This window comes from Stenotrophomonas sp. AG209 (assembly GCF_003550055.1).
In the GTDB taxonomy this organism is placed as follows: Bacteria; Pseudomonadota; Gammaproteobacteria; order Xanthomonadales; family Xanthomonadaceae; genus Stenotrophomonas.
On sequence record NZ_QXDB01000001.1, the window covers coordinates 2,356,587 to 2,376,275 of the forward strand.

A 19,689-nucleotide genomic window follows, 5' to 3' on the forward strand; every position below is an offset into this window, starting at 1 on the left:
TCCCCCCGGTAGATCCACGCCATGCGTGGATGAAGGCATTTGTGCCGACCAAGGTCGGCACCCACCGGAGCGGAAGACATATACACATTGGCGGGCGCGTTACCGTGCGTCCGCGCCACCGCCCAGCACCTTGAACAACGTCACCCGGTTGCCCGCCTCCTGCTGCTGCAGGGCGATCAGGTCCTGCTGCGCGGCATACAGGCTGCGCTGCGCATCCAGCGCCTGCAGATAGCCGTCCAGTCCGGTGCGATAACGCGCGTCGGCCAGCGTGTAGCTGCGCTGGCTGGCGGCGACCAGTGCACGCTGGGCGTCCATCTGCGTGGCCAGGTGATCGCGCGAGGCGAGGGCATCGGCCACTTCACTGAAGGCCTGCTGGATCGCCTTCTCGTACTGGGCGACGCCGATGTCCTTGCCGATCTTCGAGGCATCCAGCGAGGCCTTCAGCGCACCGGCGTGGAAGATCGGCGCGGTGATGCTGGGCGCGAACGACCAGCCGCGGGTGCCGGCCGAGAACAGCGTCGACAATGCGGTGGAGCTGTGGCCGTAGTTGGCGGTCAGCGTCAGCGTCGGGAAGAACGCGGCGCGCGCGGCACCGATATCGGCATTGGCCGCCTGCAGCGCGTGTTCGGCAGACAGTACGTCCGGGCGCTGCAGCAGCACGCTTGACGGCAGGTTGGCCGGCAGCGGCGCCAGCGCCACGGTGCCGTCCAGTGCCTGCGCGCTCGGCAGCAATGCCGCGTCCAGCGGCGCGCCCACCAGCAACTGCAGCGCATCACGATCCTGCGCCTGCTGGGTCTGCAGCCTGGCCAGCGCAGCGCGCGCGGCTTCCACGCTGGTCTGCACCTGCGACAGGTCCAGGCCCGAGGCCAACCCCTGTGCGTGGCGGGCCTCGGTGCGCTGCAGGGTCTGCTGCTGGCTGTCCAGGGTCTGCCGGGTGAACGCCAGCGACTGCTCGTCGGCCGCCAGCGCCAGCCACGCCGTGGCCACTTCGGCCACCAGGCTGGTGCGCGCGGCGCGCTGGTTCTCGGCGCTGGCCAGCCAGTTCTGCAGGGCCTCGTTCTTCAGGCTGCGGATGCGCCCGAACAGGTCCAGCTCCCAGCTGCTGATGCCCACCTGCACGGCATCGGATTCGGTCACCTGGCTGACGCCGATCTCGCTGTTGGCATCACTCACCCGCGAGCGGGTGACACTGCCGCTGGCATCCACCGACGGCAGCAGCGCCGCGCGCTGGATGCGGTACTGCGCGCGTTCCTTCTCCACCTGCAGCACCGCCACGCGCAGGTCGCGGTTGTTCTGCAGCGCCAGCGTGATCACCTGCTGCAGGCGCGGTTCCAGGAACACCTCGCGCCAGGCCGGCATCGCCAGTGCCGGCCCGGCCTCGCCGGTGGCGGCATTGCCGAACTGTGCCGGCACTGGCGCCTCGGGGCGCTGGTAGTGCGGTGCCATGCTCACGCAGCCACCCAGCACGGTGGTCATCGTTGCGGCCGCCAGGGCGCGCAGCAGCATCGGCTTCATGGACTTGCCTCCGTGGCAGTGGCTTCGGCCGGTGCGCGGCCCGGGAACAGGCGGCGCACCAGCAGGTAGAACAACGGCACGAAGAACATGCCCAGCACCATCGAGGCGACCGTACCACCGGCCACGCCAGTACCCAGCGAACGGCGCGCGGCCGAACCGGCGCCGGTGGCGAACACCAGCGGCAGCACGCCCATCAGGAACGCCAGCGAGGTCATCACGATCGGGCGCAGCCGCAGATAGACCGCCTGCAGGATCGCTTCGCGGGTGCTCTTGCCCTGCTGTTCGAGGATGCGCGCGAACTCGACGATCAGGATGCCGTTCTTCGCTGCCAGACCAATCGTGGTCAACAGGCCGACCTGGAAGTACACGTCGTTGTTAAGGCCACGCAGGTTCATCATCAGCACGGCACCGAACACGCCCACCGGCACCGCCAGCATCACCGCGAACGGCACCGCCCAGCTTTCATACAGCGCGGCCAGGCACAGGAACACGAACAGCAGCGAGATGGCGTACAGCATCGGCGCCTGATTGCCCGACAGCTGTTCCTGGTAGGCCATGTCCGACCAGGCATGGCTGAAGCCTTCCGGCAGTGTGTCGGCCAGGCGCGCGATCTCGGCCATCGCTTCACCGGAGCTGACGCCCGGCGCCGGCTGGCCGGTGATTTCCATCGCCGATACGCCGTTGTAGCGCTGCAGTGCGGCCGGCGCGCTGGTCCAGTGGGCGCTGACCAGCGACGACAGCGGCACCATCTGCCCAGCCTGGTTGCGCACGCTCCAGCGCTCGATGTCCTGCGGCTGCATGCGCGCTTCAGCGGTGCCCTGGATGAACACCTTCTTGATGCGGCCCTTGTAGATGAAGTTGTTGACGAAGTCGCCGCCCAACGCCGCGTTCAAGGTGTCATTGATGTCCTGCGGATTCACGCCCATGGCCTGTGCCTTCGCGTCGTCCACCTTCACCGCGTACACCGGCGCGTCTTCCAGGCTGGCATAACGCACGTTGACCAGCTTCGGATCCTTGGCCGCCTCCTTCAGCAGCGTGTTGCGCGCGGCCACGGCGGCGGCATGGCCGGCACCGCCTTCGTCCTGCAGTTCCAGGGTGAAACCGCCCGCATCGCCCAGGCCAAGAATGGCCGGTGGCGAGGTGATGAACACCTGCGCATCGGGCACGCTGGCCATGGCCGCGGTCAAGCGCGCGGCGATGGTATCGGCATCGTCCTTGCGGTCATCCCAGTCCTTCAGCCGGATGAAGGCCTGGCCGACGTTCTGGCCGCTGCCGGTGACACTGAAACCAGCGGTGGCCTGGATCGACAGCACGCTGTCGTCCTTCACCGCAGCGGCACTGAGGCGATCCATCACTGCACGGGTCTGCTCCAGGGTGGAGCCGGCTGGCAGCTTCACCAGCGCGTTGAGCATGCCCTGGTCCTCATCGGGCAGGAATGCGCCGGGCAGGTGCCACAGCAGCAGGCCGGTGGCCACACTCAGCACCAGGTAGAACAGTACGCCCAGCGTGCGCCGGCCAAGGAAACCATCCACGCGATGGCGCAGGCCGTTGGAGGTGCGCTCGAAGCGGTGGTTGAACCAGATGAAGAACTTGCCCAGCAGGCTCGGCTCGCCGCCGTGGTCACCATGCGGGTGGCCGCCCTTGGGAATCTGGTGCAGGATGCTGCCGCACAGCGCCGGGGTGATGGTCATCGCCACCAGCACCGACAGGATCATCGCCGCGGCAATCGTCACCGAGAACTGGCGATAGATCACGCCGGTGACACCGCTGAAGAACGCCATCGGCAGGAACACCGCGGTCAGCACCAGCACGATGCCGACCAGCGCACCGGTGATCTGGCCCATCGCCTTCAGCGTGGCCGGCTTCGGTGCCAGCCCTTCGAAGGTCATCACCCGCTCCACGTTCTCCACCACGACGATGGCATCGTCCACCAGCAGGCCGATGGCCAGCACCAGCGCGAACATGGTCAGCGTGTTGATCGAATAGCCGAAGGCCGCCAGCACGCCGAACGTGCCCAGCAGCACCACCGGCACCGCGATGGTCGGGATCAACGTGGCCCGCCAGTTCTGCAGGAACAGGTACATCACCAGCACGACCAGCGCGATCGCCTCGATCAGGGTGATCACTACTTCCTTCAGCGAGATGGTCACGAACGGCGTGGTGGTGAATGCCACGTGGGCCGTGTAGCCATGCGGCCAGTACTTCTGCAGCTGCTGAAGCCGTGCATCGATGGCCTTGGACACGGCGATGGCGTTCGCACCGGCGTTGAGCTCGATGCCCAGCGAGGCCGACGGCTTGCCGTTGAAGGTGCTGATGCTGTCGTAGCTCTCCGGCCCCAGGCCGATCGTCGCCACGTCGCCCAGGTGCACCACGCTGCCATTGGCATCGGCCTTGAGCACCACCTGCGCGAACTGTTCGGGGGTGTGCAGGCGGCTGCGCGCGGTCACGGTCGCGTCCAGCTGCTGGCCCTTCAGCGCCGGCTGGCCACCGAGTTCACCGGCCGACACGTCGGTGTTCTGCGCCTGCAGTGCGGTCTCGATGTCCGACGGCATCAGTGCGTACTGGCGCATCTTTTCCGGGTCCAGCCAGATACGCATGGCGTATTCCTGGCCGATCGGCTGGATGTTGCCGACGCCGCTGACACGGCTGATCTGGTCGTCGATGCGCGCTTCCATGAAGTTGGCGACATCGAAGTTGTCCATGCTGCCGTCTTCGCTGGTGAACGACAGCACCTCGAAGATCGAACCACTGGACTTGGTGATGGTCAGTCCGTTCTGCTGCACCGCCTGCGGCAACGTGGCCATCGCGGCCTGCAGCTGGTTCTGCACCTGCACCTGCGCAGTGTCCGGATTGGTGCCGGTGGCGAACACCAGGTTGACCTGCGCCGAGCCATCGGAGGCACTGGTGGAGGTCATGTACATCAGGTGGTCCAGGCTCTGCTGGGACTGCTCGATGACCTGGGTGACCGCGTTTTCCACGGTCTGCGACGAGGCACCGGTGTAGGTGGCGCGGATGGTGATGGTGGGCGGGGCGATCTGCGGGTAGCGGTCCACCGGCAGGATCAGGATCGCGAGCAGGCCGAGCAGGCTGACCGCGATGGCGATCACCCAGGCAAAGATCGGCCGGTCGATGAAGAAACGAACCATGCGCGGCAGGCCTCAGTGCGACTTTTCGTCGGTGTTGCCGTTCGGGTCGACCGCCGGCATTGCTGCCAGCTGCGCGGTGGTGGCCGCCACCGCCTTCACCTGCTGGCCGAGCGAAACCGCACTGCCGTTGCTGACGATCACCCGCTCACCGGCCTTCAGGCCCTGCGTGATCTGCCACTGGTTGCCCACCACCTGGCCGGTGCTGACCCGCCGCTCGACCACGCGATCCTTTGCGTCGAGCAGGCGCAGCAGCGGCTCGCCACGTTCATTGCGCACCACCGCCTTCTGCGGCACCAGCAGGGCGCGCGCATCGGTGGCCATCGGCAGCACCGCCTTCAGGTACATGCCCGGCAGCAGCAGGCCGTCCGGGTTCGGAATGACCGCACGCAGCACCACGTTGCCGGTGCCCGGATCGACCGCACTGCCTACGAACTCCAGCGTGCCTTCATGGGCATAGGTGCTGCCGTCCTCCAGCAGCACCTTCACCTGCGCCTTGCCATCGATGGCCTTCACCAGGCCGGCATCGAGCTGCTTGCGCAGCGCCAGCATCTGCGTGCTGGACTGGGTCACGTCCAGATAGACCGGGTCCAACCGCTGGATGGTCGCCAGCGCCGCGTCCTGGCCGGCGGCGACCAGCGCGCCGGCGGTGACGCTGGAGGTGCCGATGCGGCCCTCGATCGGAGCGGTCACCCGGGTGTAGTCGAGGTTGATGCGGGCGGCCTGCAGCGCAGCGCGCGCGGCGATCACATTGGCCTGGGCCTGCTTCAGTGCCGAGGTGGCATCGTCGGCGTCCTGCTTGCTGGCTGCGTCCATGCCCAGCAGCGTGCGGGTGCGCTCGGCCTTAGGCTGCGCCGACAGCACGGTGGCCTCGGCCTGCGCCAGCTGGCCACGCGCGGTATCGAAGGCCGCCTGGTACGGCGCCGGATCGACCTGGTACAGCAGCTGGCCGGCCTTGACCTGCTGGCCTTCGGTGAACAACCGCTGGCGGATCAGCCCACCGATCTGCGGCCGCACCTCGGATACCTCGTACGGTACCGCCCGGCCGGGCAGGGTCTGCTGCAGTGCCAGCGGCTGCGCGCTGGCGGTGATGACGCCCACTTCGGGGGTGGCCGGGGCCTCGGTCCTGCCCGCCGAGCAGGCCGCCAGGGCCAGCAGCAGGGGCAGCAACAGCGGACGGGGGGAGCGGGACAGCGGACGCAGGAGTGACATGGGGGGCGTGGGGGCCTTTCGTTGACCCTCGCACGCTGCCGTGAAACTGTGCAGAGAATATGGAGATTGTGCGACCGGCTCAGCTGGCGCTTGCTTTCGGCGCCGCATGCGCCGCTAATGGCCCCCGCGATGGCGAAGATTCGACTCAAATTCGGCCTGACCGCGAAGACCTTCCTCGCGATCTTCACCGCCTGCCTGCTGGTGCTGGCAGTGAATGGCATTGCCAGCCGCGTGGCGTTCCAGACCGGCTTCCTGGACTACCTCAACGACCAGGGCGACCTGCGCATGCAGCGCCTGATGCCCCACCTGCAGCGCGAGTACAGCGCACACGGCGGCTGGGAGCATCTGCGCGGTGACGGTGACCGCTGGGCACGGCTGCTGCGCCCGGACCTGGCCCATGGGCACGAAGGCCCGGTGCCGCCGCTGTCCGACCAGACCGGCGTTCCCTCGCGGCTGGGCCTGTTCGATGCGCAGCATCGGTTCGTGGCCGGCAACCCGGACGCGATCAGCGACGACGAGCCGCACGCTGTGCAGGTGGACGGACACACGGTGGGTTGGCTGGGCATGGTGCCTTTCCAGACCGTCATCGCCACCAATGACCTGAATTTCTACAACACCCAGATGCGCGCATGGTGGGTGATCGGCATCTCGCTGCTGCTGGTGACGATACTGCTGGCCTGGCTGGTGTCGCGCGCGCTGCGCCAGCGCCTGGCCAAGCTGGCCGCCGCCACCCACCGGCTTGCCGCCGGCGACTACGCCACCCGCATCGAGCGCACCAGCGATGACGAGCTGGATGCACTGGTCAACGACTTCAACCGGATGGCGCAGGCGCTTGATGACACCGAGCGCAACCGCCGCGCCTTCATCGCCGACATCTCGCACGAACTGCGCACGCCGCTGGCGGTGGTGCGCGCCGAACTGGAGGCGATCGAGGACGGCATCCGCCCGCTGGACCGCGCCAATCTCGGTGCCCTGCAGGGCGAGATCCGCCAGCTGGGCAAACTGATCGACGACCTGCACGACCTGTCGATGACCCAGTCCGGGGGCCTGGCCTACCGCTTCGCCCCGCTGGACCTGGTGGCATTGCTGCGCAGCGAGCTCAATGGCATGCGCGTACGCTTCTCCGCGGCGGGGCTGGCCCTGGAAGAAGCGCTGCCCGCGACGCCACTGCAGGTATCCGGCGACGAACGGCGCCTGCAGCAGGTCCTGGCCAACCTGCTGGAAAACGCGCTGCGCTACACCCATACCGGCGGCCGCGTACGTGTGCAGGCCGCACACGTACCTGCCGGCGTGCAGCTGATCGTGGAAGACACCGCGCCGGGCGTGCCGGCCGACAAATGCGCGCTGCTGTTCGAGCGCTTCTACCGGGTGGAGAGTTCGCGCAACCGTGCCAGCGGCGGCAGCGGGCTGGGCCTGGCCATCAGCCACAACATCATCCTCGCCCACCACGGCCACATCCACGCCGAACCCTCGCCACTGGGCGGGCTGCGCGTGGTCATCACCCTGCCGGAGTCTGCATGAGCACGTCCGCCGCCACGTCCGCGAAGATCCTGATCGTCGAGGACGAGCCACGCCTGGCCTCGGTGCTGCGTGACTACCTGGCCGCCGCCGGCATGACCAGCGAATGGGTGGATGATGGCGGCCTGGTGATCGACGCGTTCACGCGCTACCAGCCCGACCTGGTGCTGCTGGACCTGATGCTGCCGCAACGCGATGGCGTGGACCTGTGCCGCGAACTGCGCGCCAGCAGCGACGTGCCGGTGATCATGGTCACCGCGCGGGTGGAAGAGATCGATCGCCTGCTCGGTCTGGACATCGGTGCCGACGACTACATCTGCAAGCCGTTCAGCCCGCGCGAAGTGGTCGCGCGGGTGGTGGCGGTACTGCGCCGCTATCGCCCGGACCCCGCTGCACGCGCCAACAGCGGGCTGCACATCGACGAACCGGCGGCACGCGCCACCTGGAACGGCAAGGGCCTGGACCTGACGCCGGTGGAGTACCGCCTGCTGCGCACCCTGCTGGCCACGCCAGGCCGGATCTGGGCACGCGACGAACTGCTTGACCGCCTCTATCTGGACCACCGCGTGGTGGTCGACCGCACCGTCGACAGCCATGTGCGCAACCTGCGCCGCAAGCTGGCCGACGCCGGCATGGAAGGCGAGCCGATCCGTTCGGTATACGGGATGGGCTACAGCTACGAACCCTAACCGGTAGTGCCGGCCGCTGGCGGGCAACCGCAGATTTCCAGCTGCGCCCATGAGGTTGCCGGCCAGCGGCCGGCACGACCCGTGCGCAACTGCGTTACAGTCGAGCACGCTCGACATCAACGAATCACGACTGCATGGACGACATCCACCCGATCGCGCCGGACAAGCGCGCCGCCCTCCTTTCCACCCTCGCCGGGATCGAACAGCGCCACGATGTGCGTGTGCTGCTGGCCTGCGAATCGGGCAGCCGCGGCTGGGGCTTCTCTTCGCCGGACAGCGACTACGATGCGCGCTTCATCTACGTGCATCGCCAGTCGTGGTACCTCAGCGTCAACGAATCCACCGGCCCCGGCGAAGCACAGCGCGATGTGATCGAGCTGCCGATCGACGAGGAGCTCGATGTCAGCGGCTGGGACCTGCGCAAGGCACTGCGGCTGGTCTCCAAATCCAATCCAACGCTGATCGAGTGGCTGCGTTCGCCGATCGTGTACCGGCAGGAGGACGCTGCGGTGGCGCAGCTGTGGGAGGCGGCGAAGGAGTTCTATTCGCCGCTGGGCAGCTGGTGGCACTACATGAGCATGGCGAAGACCACGTACAACCGCCATCTGGGCGAGCCCACCATCAGTACCAAGAAGTACCTGTACGTGCTGCGTGCCCTGCTTGCCTGCCAGTGGATCGAGAGCGAGCCCACGCCGCCGCCCATGGCCTTCGAGGACCTGCTGGACCGGCTGCTGCCGGACGGTCCCGTGCGCGACGCCATCGACGCCCTGCTGGTGGTGAAGCGAGCCAGCGCCGAAGTCACGGCCCGTCCGCGCGTCGTCATCATCAGCGACTACATCGACCAGGCAATGGCCGTGCGCGCTGCGCAGGCCCCGGCGCTGCCGGCAGGACAGGGCGACAGTGCGTGGCTGGACGCGCTGTTCCGGAAGATGCTGGCCGAACACGCGCCTGCATGAAGCGCCGCAGCTGCGCCTGGTAGTGCCGGCCGCTGGCCGGCAACCTCATGGCGCGCCTGGATTTCCGTAGTTCCCGGCCAGCGGCCGGCACTACCCCGCGGCAGGCACGCGGCGTGCGGACCACGCGGGTATCATCGCGGTGAACGCCCTGATTTCCGGAGACACCGATGAACCCGCTGCGCCCCTTCCGCGACAAGATGCCCGTCCTCGGCGAGCGCGTGTACATCGATCCGGCCTGCACCCTCATCGGTGACGTGGAACTGGCCGAGGATGTGTCGGTGTGGCCGGGCACGATCATCCGCGGCGACGTCAACTACGTGCGCATCGGTGCGCGCACCAATGTGCAGGACGGCACGATCATCCACGTCAGCCACCACAGCCCTTACAACAAGGCCGGCTACCCGACCCTGATCGGCGAAGGCGTGACCGTCGGCCATGGCTGCATCATCCACGCCTGCACCATCGGTGATTACAGTCTGATCGGCATGGGCGCCTGCATCCTCGATGGCGCCCGCGTGGAACGCCATGGCTTCGTCGGTGCCGGTGCGGTGGTCGGCCCGGGCAAGGTGGTCGGCGAAGGCGAGCTCTGGGTCGGCAACCCTGCCCGCCCGGCGCGCACGCTGAGCGACAAGGAGATCGAGTCGCTGCACTACTCGGCCGACCACTACGTGCGGCTGAAGGACGAATACCTGGGCTGAGCGGCCAACGCCGCCATGCGGCTCTGCTAAAGTCTGGGCCCGACCAGGACCTGTCGAGACCCCCCATGCCTGTGGCTGCCTGCCGGAGAGGACTCCGCCGCCCACAACGAAGGCCATCGCACTGATGGCCGCACCGATGCTCGATACCTACCGCGAGGTGGTGACGCCGGAGGGTGTGCCGCTGCAGTTGCCGGCGGCCGGCCCGGTGCCACGGGCGATGGCCTGGCTGGTGGATCTGGGCGTGCGCATCGCGGTGCTGGTGATGATGTCGATCCCGCTGGCATTGCTGGACAAGTTCGGCTCCGGCCTCTACCTGGTGCTGATGTTCCTGGTCTACTGGGCCTACCCGATCGTCTGCGAGGCACTGTGGGGCCGTACCCTGGGCAAGCGCGCACTGGGCCTGCGCGTACTGTCGCGCGATGGCGCACCGGTGGGCTGGATGGCGTCGATCACCCGCAACCTGCTGCGCACCGTGGACATGCTGCCGTTCGGCTATGCATTGGGCCTGATCAGCAGTCTGTTCGACCCGCATGGCCGCCGCCTGGGTGACCTGGTGGCTGGCACCGTGGTGGTGCACGCGCCTGCGCTGTACCTGCCGCCTCCGTCCACCATCGACAGCGTGCTGGCCCCGCCGCAACCGCTGCGGCCGGAAGAACAGGCGGCGCTGATGGCCTTCGCCGAGCGCGCGCCGCGCTTGTCGGCGGCGCGCCAGCAGGAACTGGCCGGCATTGCCGAACCGCTGACCGGCACCCACGGCCAGATCGGCGTGCTGCGCCTGTATGCCATGGCCAACTGGCTGCTGGGGCGACGATGAAGCAGGAGCAGTTCGTCGCCCGCTACCAGCAGGAATGGCAGGACCTGGAACACTGGCTGCTGCTGCGCGCCGGTGCTTCGCGCCGCACGCGGCGCAAGGCCAGCGCGCTGGCGCTGGACGATACCGCCTTCCCGCAGCGCTACCGGCGCCTGTGCCAGCAATTGGCGCTGGCCCGCGAGCGCGGCTACAGCCCGCAGCTGGTGCAGCGCCTGCAGCAGTTGATGCAGCAGGGCCACAGCGTGCTGTACCGCACGCCGCCGACGCGCTGGCGCGGTGCACTGGAATTCCTGGTGGCCGACTTCCCGTTGCTGGTGCGCAGCCAGGCGCGCAGCATGTGGGTGGCGCTGGCGATGTTCGCGCTGCCGGCGCTGGCCTGCTTCGTGCTGGTGCAGGTCTATCCGGACCTGATCCACATGGTGATGGACAACCGCCAGATCGCCGAGATGGAGCGCATGTACGATCCTGCCGCCGAGCGCCTGGGGCGCGACAGCGGCACCGACTGGATGATGTTCGGCCACTACATCCTGAACAACATCAGCATCGCCCTGCGTACCTTCGCCAGCGGCCTGCTGGCCGGCCTGGGCACGCTGCTGGTGCTGCTGTTCAACGGCGTGATCATCGGCTCGGTGGCCGGCCACCTGCAGCACATCGGCCATGGTGATCCGTTCTGGCGCTTCGTCGCAGGCCATGGTGCCTTCGAGCTGACCGCGATCGTGATCGCCGGCGGTGCCGGCCTGCAGCTGGGCATGAAACTACTGGCACCCGGCCGGCGCAGCCGCCTGGATGCGCTGGTCGAGGGCGGCCGCATCGGTGCGCGCCTGTGCCTGGGCGTGGCGTTCATGCTGCTGGTGGCCGCCTTCATCGAAGCGTTCTGGTCGTCGATTGCCGAAGTACCGGCGTGGGGCAAGTTCAGCGTGGCCGGTGTGCTCTGGGCCGGCGTGCTGCTGTGGCTGTGGCGCGGCGGACGCGGAGGCGGCAATGCGCATTGACCACCTAGACGTGGTGCTGCGCGCGCGCAGCGGCTGGGAAGCGATGGAGCTGGGCACTGCCCTGTCACGCCGTCACGCACGCGCGGTCTGGGGCAGCTGGCTGCTGGCCAGTGCGCCGCTGTTCGTGGTCTTCAACGCGCTGGGCTGGTGGCTGGATGCGTTCGGCTGGGCCTGGCTGGCGATGTGGTGGTGCAAGCCGCTGTTCGAACGTGCGCCGCTGTACGTGCTGTCGCGCGGCATCTTCGGCGAGCCGGTCGGTACGCTGGCGGCGCTGCGCGCGCAACGTCACTGGGGCAACAGCGGATTCTGGGGCTACCTGGGCTGGCGCCGTTTCAGCGTGCTGCGCAGCCTGTGCCTGCCGGTGAACCTGCTGGAGGGCAACGCACCGGCCCAGCGCGGTGCACGCCGCCGCGCCGTGGTCGCCGGTGCCGCGGGCGCCGCTGTCGTGCTGACCGTGGCCTGCATGGCCTTTGAAGCGGTGCTGGTGTCCGGCGCGATCGGCGCGGTGTTCATGTTCATGCCACTGGAGCTGATGTCCGAATCGTGGCGGGCCGCATGGGACATGATCGGCCAGGACACGCCTGCATGGGCGCGGCTGGGCTTCAACCTGGCGTGCTGGCTGGCGTCGGTGCTGATCGGGCCGTTCTACGTCGGCGCCGGCTTCGGCCTGTACTTGAACCGGCGCACCCAGATGGAAGCCTGGGACGTGGAGATCGCCCTGCGCCGCCTGCGCGAGCGGCTGCTGCCGGCGGCGTCGACGCTGGCCCTGCTGCTGTGCCTGGCGCTGCCGCTGGTGTCCATGCCGGCGCATGCGCAGGACGCGCAGACGGTCACGGAGCAGGCAGACGATGCCGACGAGGACGAAGACAGCGCGGAGGAACCAGCCACCGCGGCGAACGATCCGGCCAATGCACCGGCCATGATCTTCGGTGCGGCGCCAGTGGACACCGCCGGCTTCCGCCAGGCGGTGAACCGCGCCTATGAAGATCCGCTGCAGCGCCCGACCCGCCAGGTCACGCGCTGGAAGCCGATCGAACAGGCCGAGGAAAAGAAGAAGGAAGACACGTCGCCGCAGGGCGACAGCAGCAACAAGGGCGAGCGCAGCAACCGCAAGGCCGGCATCGCCTGGCTGGCGCGCCTGGCCGAGTGGGGCCTGTGGGGCCTGCTGGGCGTCCTGCTGCTGGTGCTGCTGCTGACCGCACGGCTGTGGCTACCGTGGCTGCGCGGCAGTGGCCGGCGCAAGGCCGACGCTGCACCGCAGGTGGTGGAAGAACAGGTGGAGCTGCCGGTCGTACTGCCGCCGGACGTGGCCACCCAGGCCGGCCTGCTGTGGGACCAGGGCCGGCCTCGGCAGGCGCTGGCCCTGCTGTACCGCGCCAGCGTGCGCACGGTGGGCGAGCGCAGCGGCATCGCGCTTCCGCCCGGCGCCACCGAAGCGCAATGCCTGCGCGCGTCGCGGCGCATGCCCGATGCCACCGACCGTGACCTGTTCGCGCGCATCGTGCGCATGTGGCAGTACGCCGCCTACGGTGGCCGCCTGCCCAGCCGCGCCGATTTCGATGCATTGGCCGATACCCTGCGCCAGCAGTACAGGTGGCTGGCATGAGCCCGCGCCTGTTCTGGTCGCTGCTGCTGGGCGCGCTGGTGCTGTTCGGCGTGCCGCTGACGATCCTTTACCTGCGCACGCACGAACGCGTGACCGAGACCGTGCAGCTGCCGCCGCAGGGCGAAGCGGGCTACAACCCGCTGTACGTGCTCGGCCAGGCCCTGCGCGCTGACGGCATCGACGTGCACGCGCGGCCGCGGCTGGACCTGCAGCAGATGGCGCTGGGCCCGCACGATACGGTGGTGCTGCTGCAGGACAGCAGCGAGCTGCCGGCGCCGGCGGCCAGGGCCCTGCTGGCCTGGGTCGATGGTGGTGGCCATCTGCTGGTGCGCACGCCGCCACCGGCCGAGGACGACGCCAGCAGCACGCAGGGCCCGCTGCTGGACCAGCTGGGTGTGGACAGCCTGTACCAGCAGAGCGACTGCCAGCCGTTCCACGTCATCGACGATCCCAGCCATGTGGAGTTCTGCGGCGGCCGTCGCTTCACGCTGGGCTTTGCCGCCAGTGCGCAGGCCGAACGACGCTGGGGCAACGAGCGCAACCTGGTGTTCGCGCGACTGCGCCATGGCCAGGGCAAGGTGAGCGTGCTGGCCGACATGGAATTCATGCGCGGCGAGGTGGATTCGCCGGCGGCCCGCCTGGCGTCGGCTGCGGGCAAGGCCAGCGACGGCCTGCACGATCTCTCGCACCGCGACCTGACCCGTTACCTGCTCGATCCGAACTACGGCAAGGGCGCTTTCTGGCTGGTCTACGCCAGCCGCCCGCCGTCGCTGTGGGCGCGCGTGTTCTACCTGGGCTGGCCGGTGTGGACGCCACTGCTGCTGGCCCTGCTGGGCTGGCTGTGGGGCCGTTCGCAACGCTTCGGCAGCCGCCTGCCGTCGCCGGTGCTGGAGCGTCGCTCGCTGCTGGAACACGTGCGTGCCAGCGGCGAGCTGCTGCTGCGTTTCGGCCACGGCGCGCGCCTGTATGACGCCGTGCTCGCCCTGTTCCTGCATCGCCTGCGCCTGCGCGCACCGGTGGCCGCCGCACTGGAGGGCGCGCCGCGCGATCAGGCCATCGCCGAACTGCTGAAGTGGCCGCAGGGCCGCGTTGCCAGCGCGCTCACGCCCCCTCCGCCGCACGATTCCTCCGCCCTGCGCGAGCGCATCCGCTTGCTGCTCCAGATGAGATCCCTGCTATGACCGAAGTCCCCGAGCTGCCGGCGGCCGCCAACGCCCGCCTGATCGAACGCGTCGATGCCATCCGCGATGCCGTCGGCCACGCCTTCATTGGCCAGGCCGATGTACTGGACCAGATCCTGGTGGCGCTGCTGGCCGGTGGCCACGTGCTGATCGAGGGCGTGCCCGGGCTGGGCAAGACCCTGCTGGTGCGTGCGCTGGCACAGGCCCTGGAGCTGGATTACGGCCGCGTGCAGTTCACCCCCGACCTGATGCCCAGCGACGTCAGTGGCCACGCGGTGTATGACCCGAAGAGCGAGAGCTTCAAGATCCGCCGCGGCCCGGTGTTCACCAACCTGCTGCTGGCCGACGAGATCAACCGTGCGCCGGCCAAGACCCAGTCCGCGCTGCTGGAAGTGATGCAGGAAGGCCAGGTGACCATCGAAGGCAAGGCCTTCACCCTGGCGCCGCCGTTCATGGCGCTGGCCACGCAGAACCCGCTGGAACAGGAAGGCACCTACCCGTTGCCGGAAGCACAGCTGGATCGTTTCCTGCTGAAGGTGCTGATCGACTACCCGCAGCTGGAGGACGAGAAGCGCATGGTGACCGCGATCACCAGCGGCCGTGCCGCCAGCGATTTCGACCTGAGCCGGGTGCCGCGTGTACTGGGGGCTGGCGAGCTGCTGGAACTGCAGCGCGCGACCGCGGCGATCACCGTCGATGACGAAGTGATCGACTACGCGGTGCGGATTGTGGCCGCCACGAGGCAGTGGCCGGGCATCGCGGTCGGCGCTGGCCCGCGCGGCAGCATCGCGCTGGTGCGTGCCTCGCGCGCGCAGGCGGTGCTGGCCGGCCGTGACTTCGTCACTCCGGACGATGTGCGCGACATCGCGCGCCCCGCGCTGCGCCACCGCATTGCACTGGCCCCGGAACTGCAGATCGAAGGCCAGGACGCCGACGATGTGCTGGGCGCGTTGCTGGCCAAGGTGGAAGCGCCGCGCCGATGAGGCCGGCCCCGCTGCTGCTGGCGCTGCTGCTGGCCTGGGCTGCCCTGGGTGGCCTGGTGCTGGGCGGGTTGCTGCCGCGCTGGAGCTGGGCGCTGGCGGCGCTGGCGATTGCCGTGCCGGCGCTGATGGATCTGTGGCGCCAGTCGCGGCGTCCGTCGCCGCATGTACAACGCGAGCTGCCCGAAGCACTTGCGCTGGGCGTGCGCCGCGAGGCCGCGCTGCGGCTGCAGGCCGAGCAATCGATGACCGTGCAGGTGTTCGATCTGGTCCCCGGTGGCTGGCCGCTGGAAGCGCTGCCGCAGCGCGTGCGCCTGCAGGCCGGCAGTGCCTCCACGTTGCACTACCACCTGCAGCCGCTGCAGCGTGGGCACTTCCGCTTTGAAGGCGTGCACCTGCGCATGCGCTCGCCGTGGCGCCTGTGGTGGCAGCAACGCACGCTGCCACCGGCGCTGGACGTGCGGGTCTATCCGAACTTCGTGCCGCTCACCCGCTTCGCCCTGTTCAGTGCCGACCAGGCCTCGCGGCTGGTCGGTGCGCACGTGAAGCGCCGCCGCGGTGAAGGCACCGACTTCCACCAGATGCGCGAGTACCGCATCGGCGACAGCCTGCGCCAGCTCGACTGGAAGGCCACCGCACGCGCGCGCAAGCTGATCTCGCGCGAATACCAGGACGAGAAGAACCAGCAGCTGCTGCTGATGCTCGACAGTGGCCGGCGCATGCTGGCCAGCGAAGGCGGGCTCTCGCACTTCGACCATGCCTTGAACGCCTCACTGGTGGTGGCCTACCTGGCGTTGCGCCAGGGCGATGCCGCCGGCCTGTTCGCCACCGGTGGCGAGCGCCGCTGGGTGGCGCCGCAGCGTGGCATGGGCACCGTCGAGCACCTGCTGCGCGCCAGCTACGACCTGCAGCCACGTGCAGTGGCCACCGATTATCTGGCCGCCGCCACCGAAGTGTCGCTGCGCCAGCGCCGGCGCGCGCTGGTGATGCTGGTCAGCAACGTGCGCGACGAGGACATCGAAGACCTGCTGGCGGCGGTGCGCCTGCTGCAGCGGCGCCACCTGGTGTGCGTGGCCAGCCTGCGCGAGCGTGAGCTGGACGGCGCCTTGGAGGGCGAAGTGCAGACGCTGGAAGACGCGACCCAGGCCGGTGCCGCGGCGCTGTACCTGCAGCAGCGCGCGAAGGCGCATGAGGCGCTGCGCAGTGAGAAGGTGATGGTGCTGGACGTCACCGCCGATGCCCTGCCGGGCGCGCTGGTGGAGCGCTACCTGGCGGTGAAGCGCGAAGGGCTGCTCTGATACCAACGATCGCTCTGGTGGGTGCCAGCAACGGTTGCCGGCCAGCGGCCGGCACTACCCCTGCAACAACCGGCGCATCGCCCGGGTAGGTGCCAACCTTGGTTGGCACAAGACCCACAGCGCCGACCAAGGTCGGCATCTACCAACACCGATTGCCGGCCAGCGGCCGGCACTACCCATGCAACAACCGCCGCATCGCTCTGGTGGGTGCCAACCTTGGTTGGCACGAAGCCCACAGCGCCGACCAAGGTCGGCATCTACCAACACCGATTGCCGGCCAGCGGCCGGCACTACCCCTGCAACAGCCGACGCATCGCCCGGGTAGGTGCCTACCTTGGTTGGCACGAAGCCCACAGCGCCGACCAAGGTCGGCATCTACCAACACCGATTGCCGGCCAGCGGCCGGCATCACCCCTGCAGCAATCGCCGCTGCAACCGCTCCACCGCGCGCCGCAGCAACACCCGGTTGCGGGCCAGCTTCATCCACTGCGGCAGGCGCGAGAACATGGAGCCATTGGTGACGCCCGCACGCTCGCGCAGAGGCGCGGCGGCATAATCGTGCAGTGCCTGCAGATGGGCCTCGTTGTAGGCCCACAGCACGCCCGCCGCCGTCTTTTCGACCAACCGCAGCGGCAGGCCGAAATGCGGGTCGATCGCCTCATTGCCACGCCATCGCGACAGCGTGACCTCCACCTCGCTGCTACGTCCGCACTGACTGCAGTCCGCCGCCAGCGTCCGCAGTGGCGGCGTCGCGCGTGCACGATGCACTTCAGCGCTTACCCACTTGTGGCCGCAGTAGCCGCAAGGCCGGTAGCCGCCGTAGCGCACCGGTCCCACCCAGTCACCCGGGCCACAACGACTGCAGCCGCAGCCTCCGTTCAGTGCTTCGCTGCAGCCCAGGCAGCGGAAGCGTCGCGATTCCGACGTACCCACCACCCAGCCGGGGGTATCGCAGCGGTGGCAACGCACCGCGATACGGTCGGCATAGCGCCACAGGGCGTGGCCGTCATCCAGATGCCGACCCGGCAGCGGCGCAGGCCGCAGGTCGCGATTGCGCCGCACCGTCATCAGACGTAGATCCGCGTCGGCGCCTCATCAACGATTGCGTGCGGCACGAAGCGCGCACTGTCGCGGGTGATCGCGCTGTCGTCCTCGCGGATGCCGATGCCGCAGGCGTGATCGCCTACCACCCAGCTGCCGATCAGCGGGTAGCCGCCTTCGAAGCGGGTCAGCGGATGCGCGCGCTGGATGATCGCCGGGCCGTCGTAGGGCCCGTCGCTGCGTTGGGTGCTGCCATCGGCCAGGTGCATCTCGATGTTGGCACCTTCGCGCGAGAACAGCGGCTTGCGTACCCAGCCCGACGCCAGCGTGCTGCCGTCATCGAAATGCGCTTCCAGCAGATTCGGATGACCCACGTTGCGCTGCCACAGCAGCGGCAGGATGCCCTTGTTGCTCAGCACCGCTTTCCACGCCGGCTCCAGCAGCTGCACGCCCGAACCGGGCAGCGCGCGGCCGAACTCTTCGGCCATCAGGTCTTCCAGCGGATACAGCTTGAACAGCGTGCCGATCACCGAATCATCCAGCGCGGTGAAGCGGCCGTCCTCGGACAGGCCGATATCCTCGATGGCGATGGCCTGGCCATGCAGGCCGGCCTGCGATGCACAGTCGCGCAGGTAGTCGACGGTGCCACGGTCCTCTTCCGAACTGCCCACGGCGCTGAAATACAGCGGCGGCGGCAGCTGCGTGGCCAGTTCGCCGAAGCGTTCGACCAGCGCCTCATGGATCGCATTGAACTGGTCAGCGTGCTGCGGCAGACGACCGGCGTTGCGCTGGTCTTCCAGCCACTGCCACTGGAAGAAGCTGGCCTCGAACAGCGAGGTCGGCGTGTCGTAGTTCAGTTCGTACAGCTTGGCCGGGCCGGTGCCGTCGTAGGCCAGATCCAGGCGACCGTACAGATGCGGCTGGCGCTGGCGCCAGCTGTCGGCGATCCAGTCGCGGTAGTGCGACGGAATCGCCAACTGGTCCATCAACCGTTCGCTGCCGATGACATCACCGACCAGGTCCAGCGCCATCTGGTGCAGCTCGGCGCTGGGGTCTTCGATGTCCTGCTCGATCTGGCGCAGGGTGAAGGCGTAGTACGCGCTTTCATCCCAGTACGGCTGGCCGTCGATGGTGTGGAAGCGGAAACCCGCTTCTTCCGCGCGTGCCCGCCACTGGGCACGCTCGGCAATCCGGATGCGCTGCATGGGTCGATCAGCCGCCGTAGCTGCCGCTGGTGCTGCGGCGCGCGCTGGTGTTGCCGAAGCCACCACGGCTGGCAGTGACCGCACGGTTCGGCTCGCTGGTGACCGGGGCCAGGCCAGCCTTGCCCGCGCCGATGCCGCTGGCGGTGTTCAGGCCGCCGCTGCCGCCCGGGGCCGGGCGCGCCCAGCCGGCGCTCTTGTCCTGGTAGGCCGGCGACGCCGCCGGCGCCTGCGGGGCGAGGCCGCCGCGGTTGCTCAGCATCTGCGACATGAAGAAGCCCATCATCATCGGGCCGATGAACGAGGTACCGGCCGAGGTGTGCTGCTGCACGCACTGCTCCGGCTTGTAGTCCTTCTCGCAGGCTTCCTTGCTGGCGTACTTCGGCGCCGCATCGGCGGCCTGCTTCTGCGCTTCGGCGAACGCATTGCGGCACGACGACGGATCGCCGGTGGCCTCGGTGCAGGCCTCCACCGAGGTATACAGGCCTTCCTGCACCTTCACCTCCGGCTCCTTCTGGCAGGCGGTGAACAGCAGCGGCGCGGCGCTCATCAGCAGCAGCGCGGTGGTGCGGGAACGTTTCATGGCCTCATGCCCTGTCGACGGATCAATGCCCCAATGATGCCAAATCCGGACCAGCAACCGGAATCGGCAAAGTTGGAAAGATGAACAGACTTTCATTTTCGTCGGTTATTGGGGCCAGAGCCCATCGCGCCGCGATGGGATCCGACCCCGGGCGGCGCACCGCTCTGGTGTGTGCCAACCTTGGTTGGCACACACCCCGCGACGCCCCGCTAGGCCCGGCGCGCGCAGCCAAGTCTCCGGCAAGAAGCCCCCTTGTTGTTCAAG

At 68.6% G+C, this 19,689-nt stretch carries 16 protein-coding genes; 10 read left to right on the forward strand and 6 right to left on the reverse strand.

The genetic code is table 11. The annotated features are described in order from the left end of the window. Positions 1 to 99 precede the first annotated feature (99 nt). Genes smeC through smeA form a run of 3 tightly spaced genes read right to left on the reverse strand, consistent with a single transcriptional unit; the run spans position 100 to position 5,870 of the window. Positions 100 to 1,515: a multidrug efflux transporter outer membrane subunit SmeC gene (smeC, locus tag DFO63_RS10920; protein WP_049444184.1), complete on the reverse strand. Its 1,416-nt coding sequence runs from the start codon at positions 1,513 to 1,515 to the stop codon at positions 100 to 102. After that, on the reverse strand, positions 1,512 to 4,661 hold the full coding sequence (gene smeB, locus DFO63_RS10925; protein ID WP_119006902.1) for a multidrug efflux RND transporter permease subunit SmeB: 3,150 nt from the start codon (positions 4,659 to 4,661) through the stop codon (positions 1,512 to 1,514). Before smeB ends, smeC begins: the two co-directional genes overlap by 4 nt. A gap of 12 nt (positions 4,662 to 4,673) precedes the next feature. Then, complete coding sequence (smeA, locus tag DFO63_RS10930) at positions 4,674 to 5,870, reverse strand: multidrug efflux RND transporter periplasmic adaptor subunit SmeA (RefSeq protein WP_119006903.1); 1,197 nt, start codon at positions 5,868 to 5,870, stop codon at positions 4,674 to 4,676. A gap of 117 nt (positions 5,871 to 5,987) precedes the next feature. Here smeA and baeS point away from each other — a divergent pair, with 117 nt between their 5' ends. From baeS to DFO63_RS10980, 10 genes are all read left to right on the forward strand, one after another. Further along, on the forward strand, positions 5,988 to 7,391 hold the full coding sequence (gene baeS, locus DFO63_RS10935; protein WP_049444189.1) for a sensor histidine kinase efflux regulator BaeS: 1,404 nt from the start codon (positions 5,988 to 5,990) through the stop codon (positions 7,389 to 7,391). Further along, the gene (locus DFO63_RS10940; RefSeq protein WP_049444191.1) at positions 7,388 to 8,077 is read left to right on the forward strand and encodes a response regulator; all 690 of its coding nucleotides are present in this window, start codon (positions 7,388 to 7,390) and stop codon (positions 8,075 to 8,077) included. The genes baeS and DFO63_RS10940 overlap by 4 nt, the downstream gene beginning before the upstream one ends. A gap of 134 nt (positions 8,078 to 8,211) precedes the next feature. Continuing rightward, a complete protein-coding gene (locus DFO63_RS10945; RefSeq protein WP_049444193.1) occupies positions 8,212 to 9,033 on the forward strand; it encodes a nucleotidyltransferase domain-containing protein in 822 nt (273 codons plus the stop codon). A gap of 167 nt (positions 9,034 to 9,200) precedes the next feature. Beyond that, positions 9,201 to 9,731, forward strand: coding sequence for a gamma carbonic anhydrase family protein (locus DFO63_RS10950; protein WP_014038860.1), 531 nt, complete (start codon positions 9,201 to 9,203; stop codon positions 9,729 to 9,731). A 124-nt stretch (positions 9,732 to 9,855) separates the two neighbouring features. Then, entirely contained in the window at positions 9,856 to 10,545 is a 690-nt protein-coding gene (locus DFO63_RS10955; protein ID WP_049444195.1) for an RDD family protein, read from the forward strand. Beyond that, positions 10,542 to 11,534 carry a stage II sporulation protein M gene (locus DFO63_RS10960; protein ID WP_049444197.1) on the forward strand — a complete coding sequence of 331 codons (993 nt, stop codon included), beginning with the start codon at positions 10,542 to 10,544 and terminating at the stop codon, positions 11,532 to 11,534. Before DFO63_RS10955 ends, DFO63_RS10960 begins: the two co-directional genes overlap by 4 nt. Then, positions 11,524 to 13,140: a DUF4129 domain-containing protein gene (locus DFO63_RS10965; protein ID WP_049444199.1), complete on the forward strand. Its 1,617-nt coding sequence runs from the start codon at positions 11,524 to 11,526 to the stop codon at positions 13,138 to 13,140. The genes DFO63_RS10960 and DFO63_RS10965 overlap by 11 nt, the downstream gene beginning before the upstream one ends. Further along, entirely contained in the window at positions 13,137 to 14,321 is a 1,185-nt protein-coding gene (locus DFO63_RS10970; protein ID WP_049444200.1) for a DUF4350 domain-containing protein, read from the forward strand. The genes DFO63_RS10965 and DFO63_RS10970 overlap by 4 nt, the downstream gene beginning before the upstream one ends. Further along, on the forward strand, positions 14,318 to 15,304 hold the full coding sequence (locus DFO63_RS10975) for a MoxR family ATPase (protein WP_049444203.1): 987 nt from the start codon (positions 14,318 to 14,320) through the stop codon (positions 15,302 to 15,304). Before DFO63_RS10970 ends, DFO63_RS10975 begins: the two co-directional genes overlap by 4 nt. Next, on the forward strand, positions 15,301 to 16,599 hold the full coding sequence (locus DFO63_RS10980; protein WP_049444204.1) for a DUF58 domain-containing protein: 1,299 nt from the start codon (positions 15,301 to 15,303) through the stop codon (positions 16,597 to 16,599). Before DFO63_RS10975 ends, DFO63_RS10980 begins: the two co-directional genes overlap by 4 nt. Before the next feature lie 408 nt (positions 16,600 to 17,007). On the opposite strand, the gene DFO63_RS10985 is transcribed toward DFO63_RS10980, so the two are convergent. The 3 genes from DFO63_RS10985 to DFO63_RS10995 are packed head-to-tail and all read right to left on the reverse strand — an operon-like array spanning position 17,008 to position 19,425. Continuing rightward, positions 17,008 to 17,667: a hypothetical protein gene (locus tag DFO63_RS10985; protein ID WP_049444206.1), complete on the reverse strand. Its 660-nt coding sequence runs from the start codon at positions 17,665 to 17,667 to the stop codon at positions 17,008 to 17,010. Continuing rightward, positions 17,667 to 18,845: a glutathionylspermidine synthase family protein gene (locus DFO63_RS10990; protein WP_049444208.1), complete on the reverse strand. Its 1,179-nt coding sequence runs from the start codon at positions 18,843 to 18,845 to the stop codon at positions 17,667 to 17,669. Before DFO63_RS10990 ends, DFO63_RS10985 begins: the two co-directional genes overlap by 1 nt. Before the next feature lie 7 nt (positions 18,846 to 18,852). Beyond that, positions 18,853 to 19,425: a DUF1190 domain-containing protein gene (locus DFO63_RS10995; protein WP_014038869.1), complete on the reverse strand. Its 573-nt coding sequence runs from the start codon at positions 19,423 to 19,425 to the stop codon at positions 18,853 to 18,855. Positions 19,426 to 19,689 lie beyond the last annotated feature (264 nt).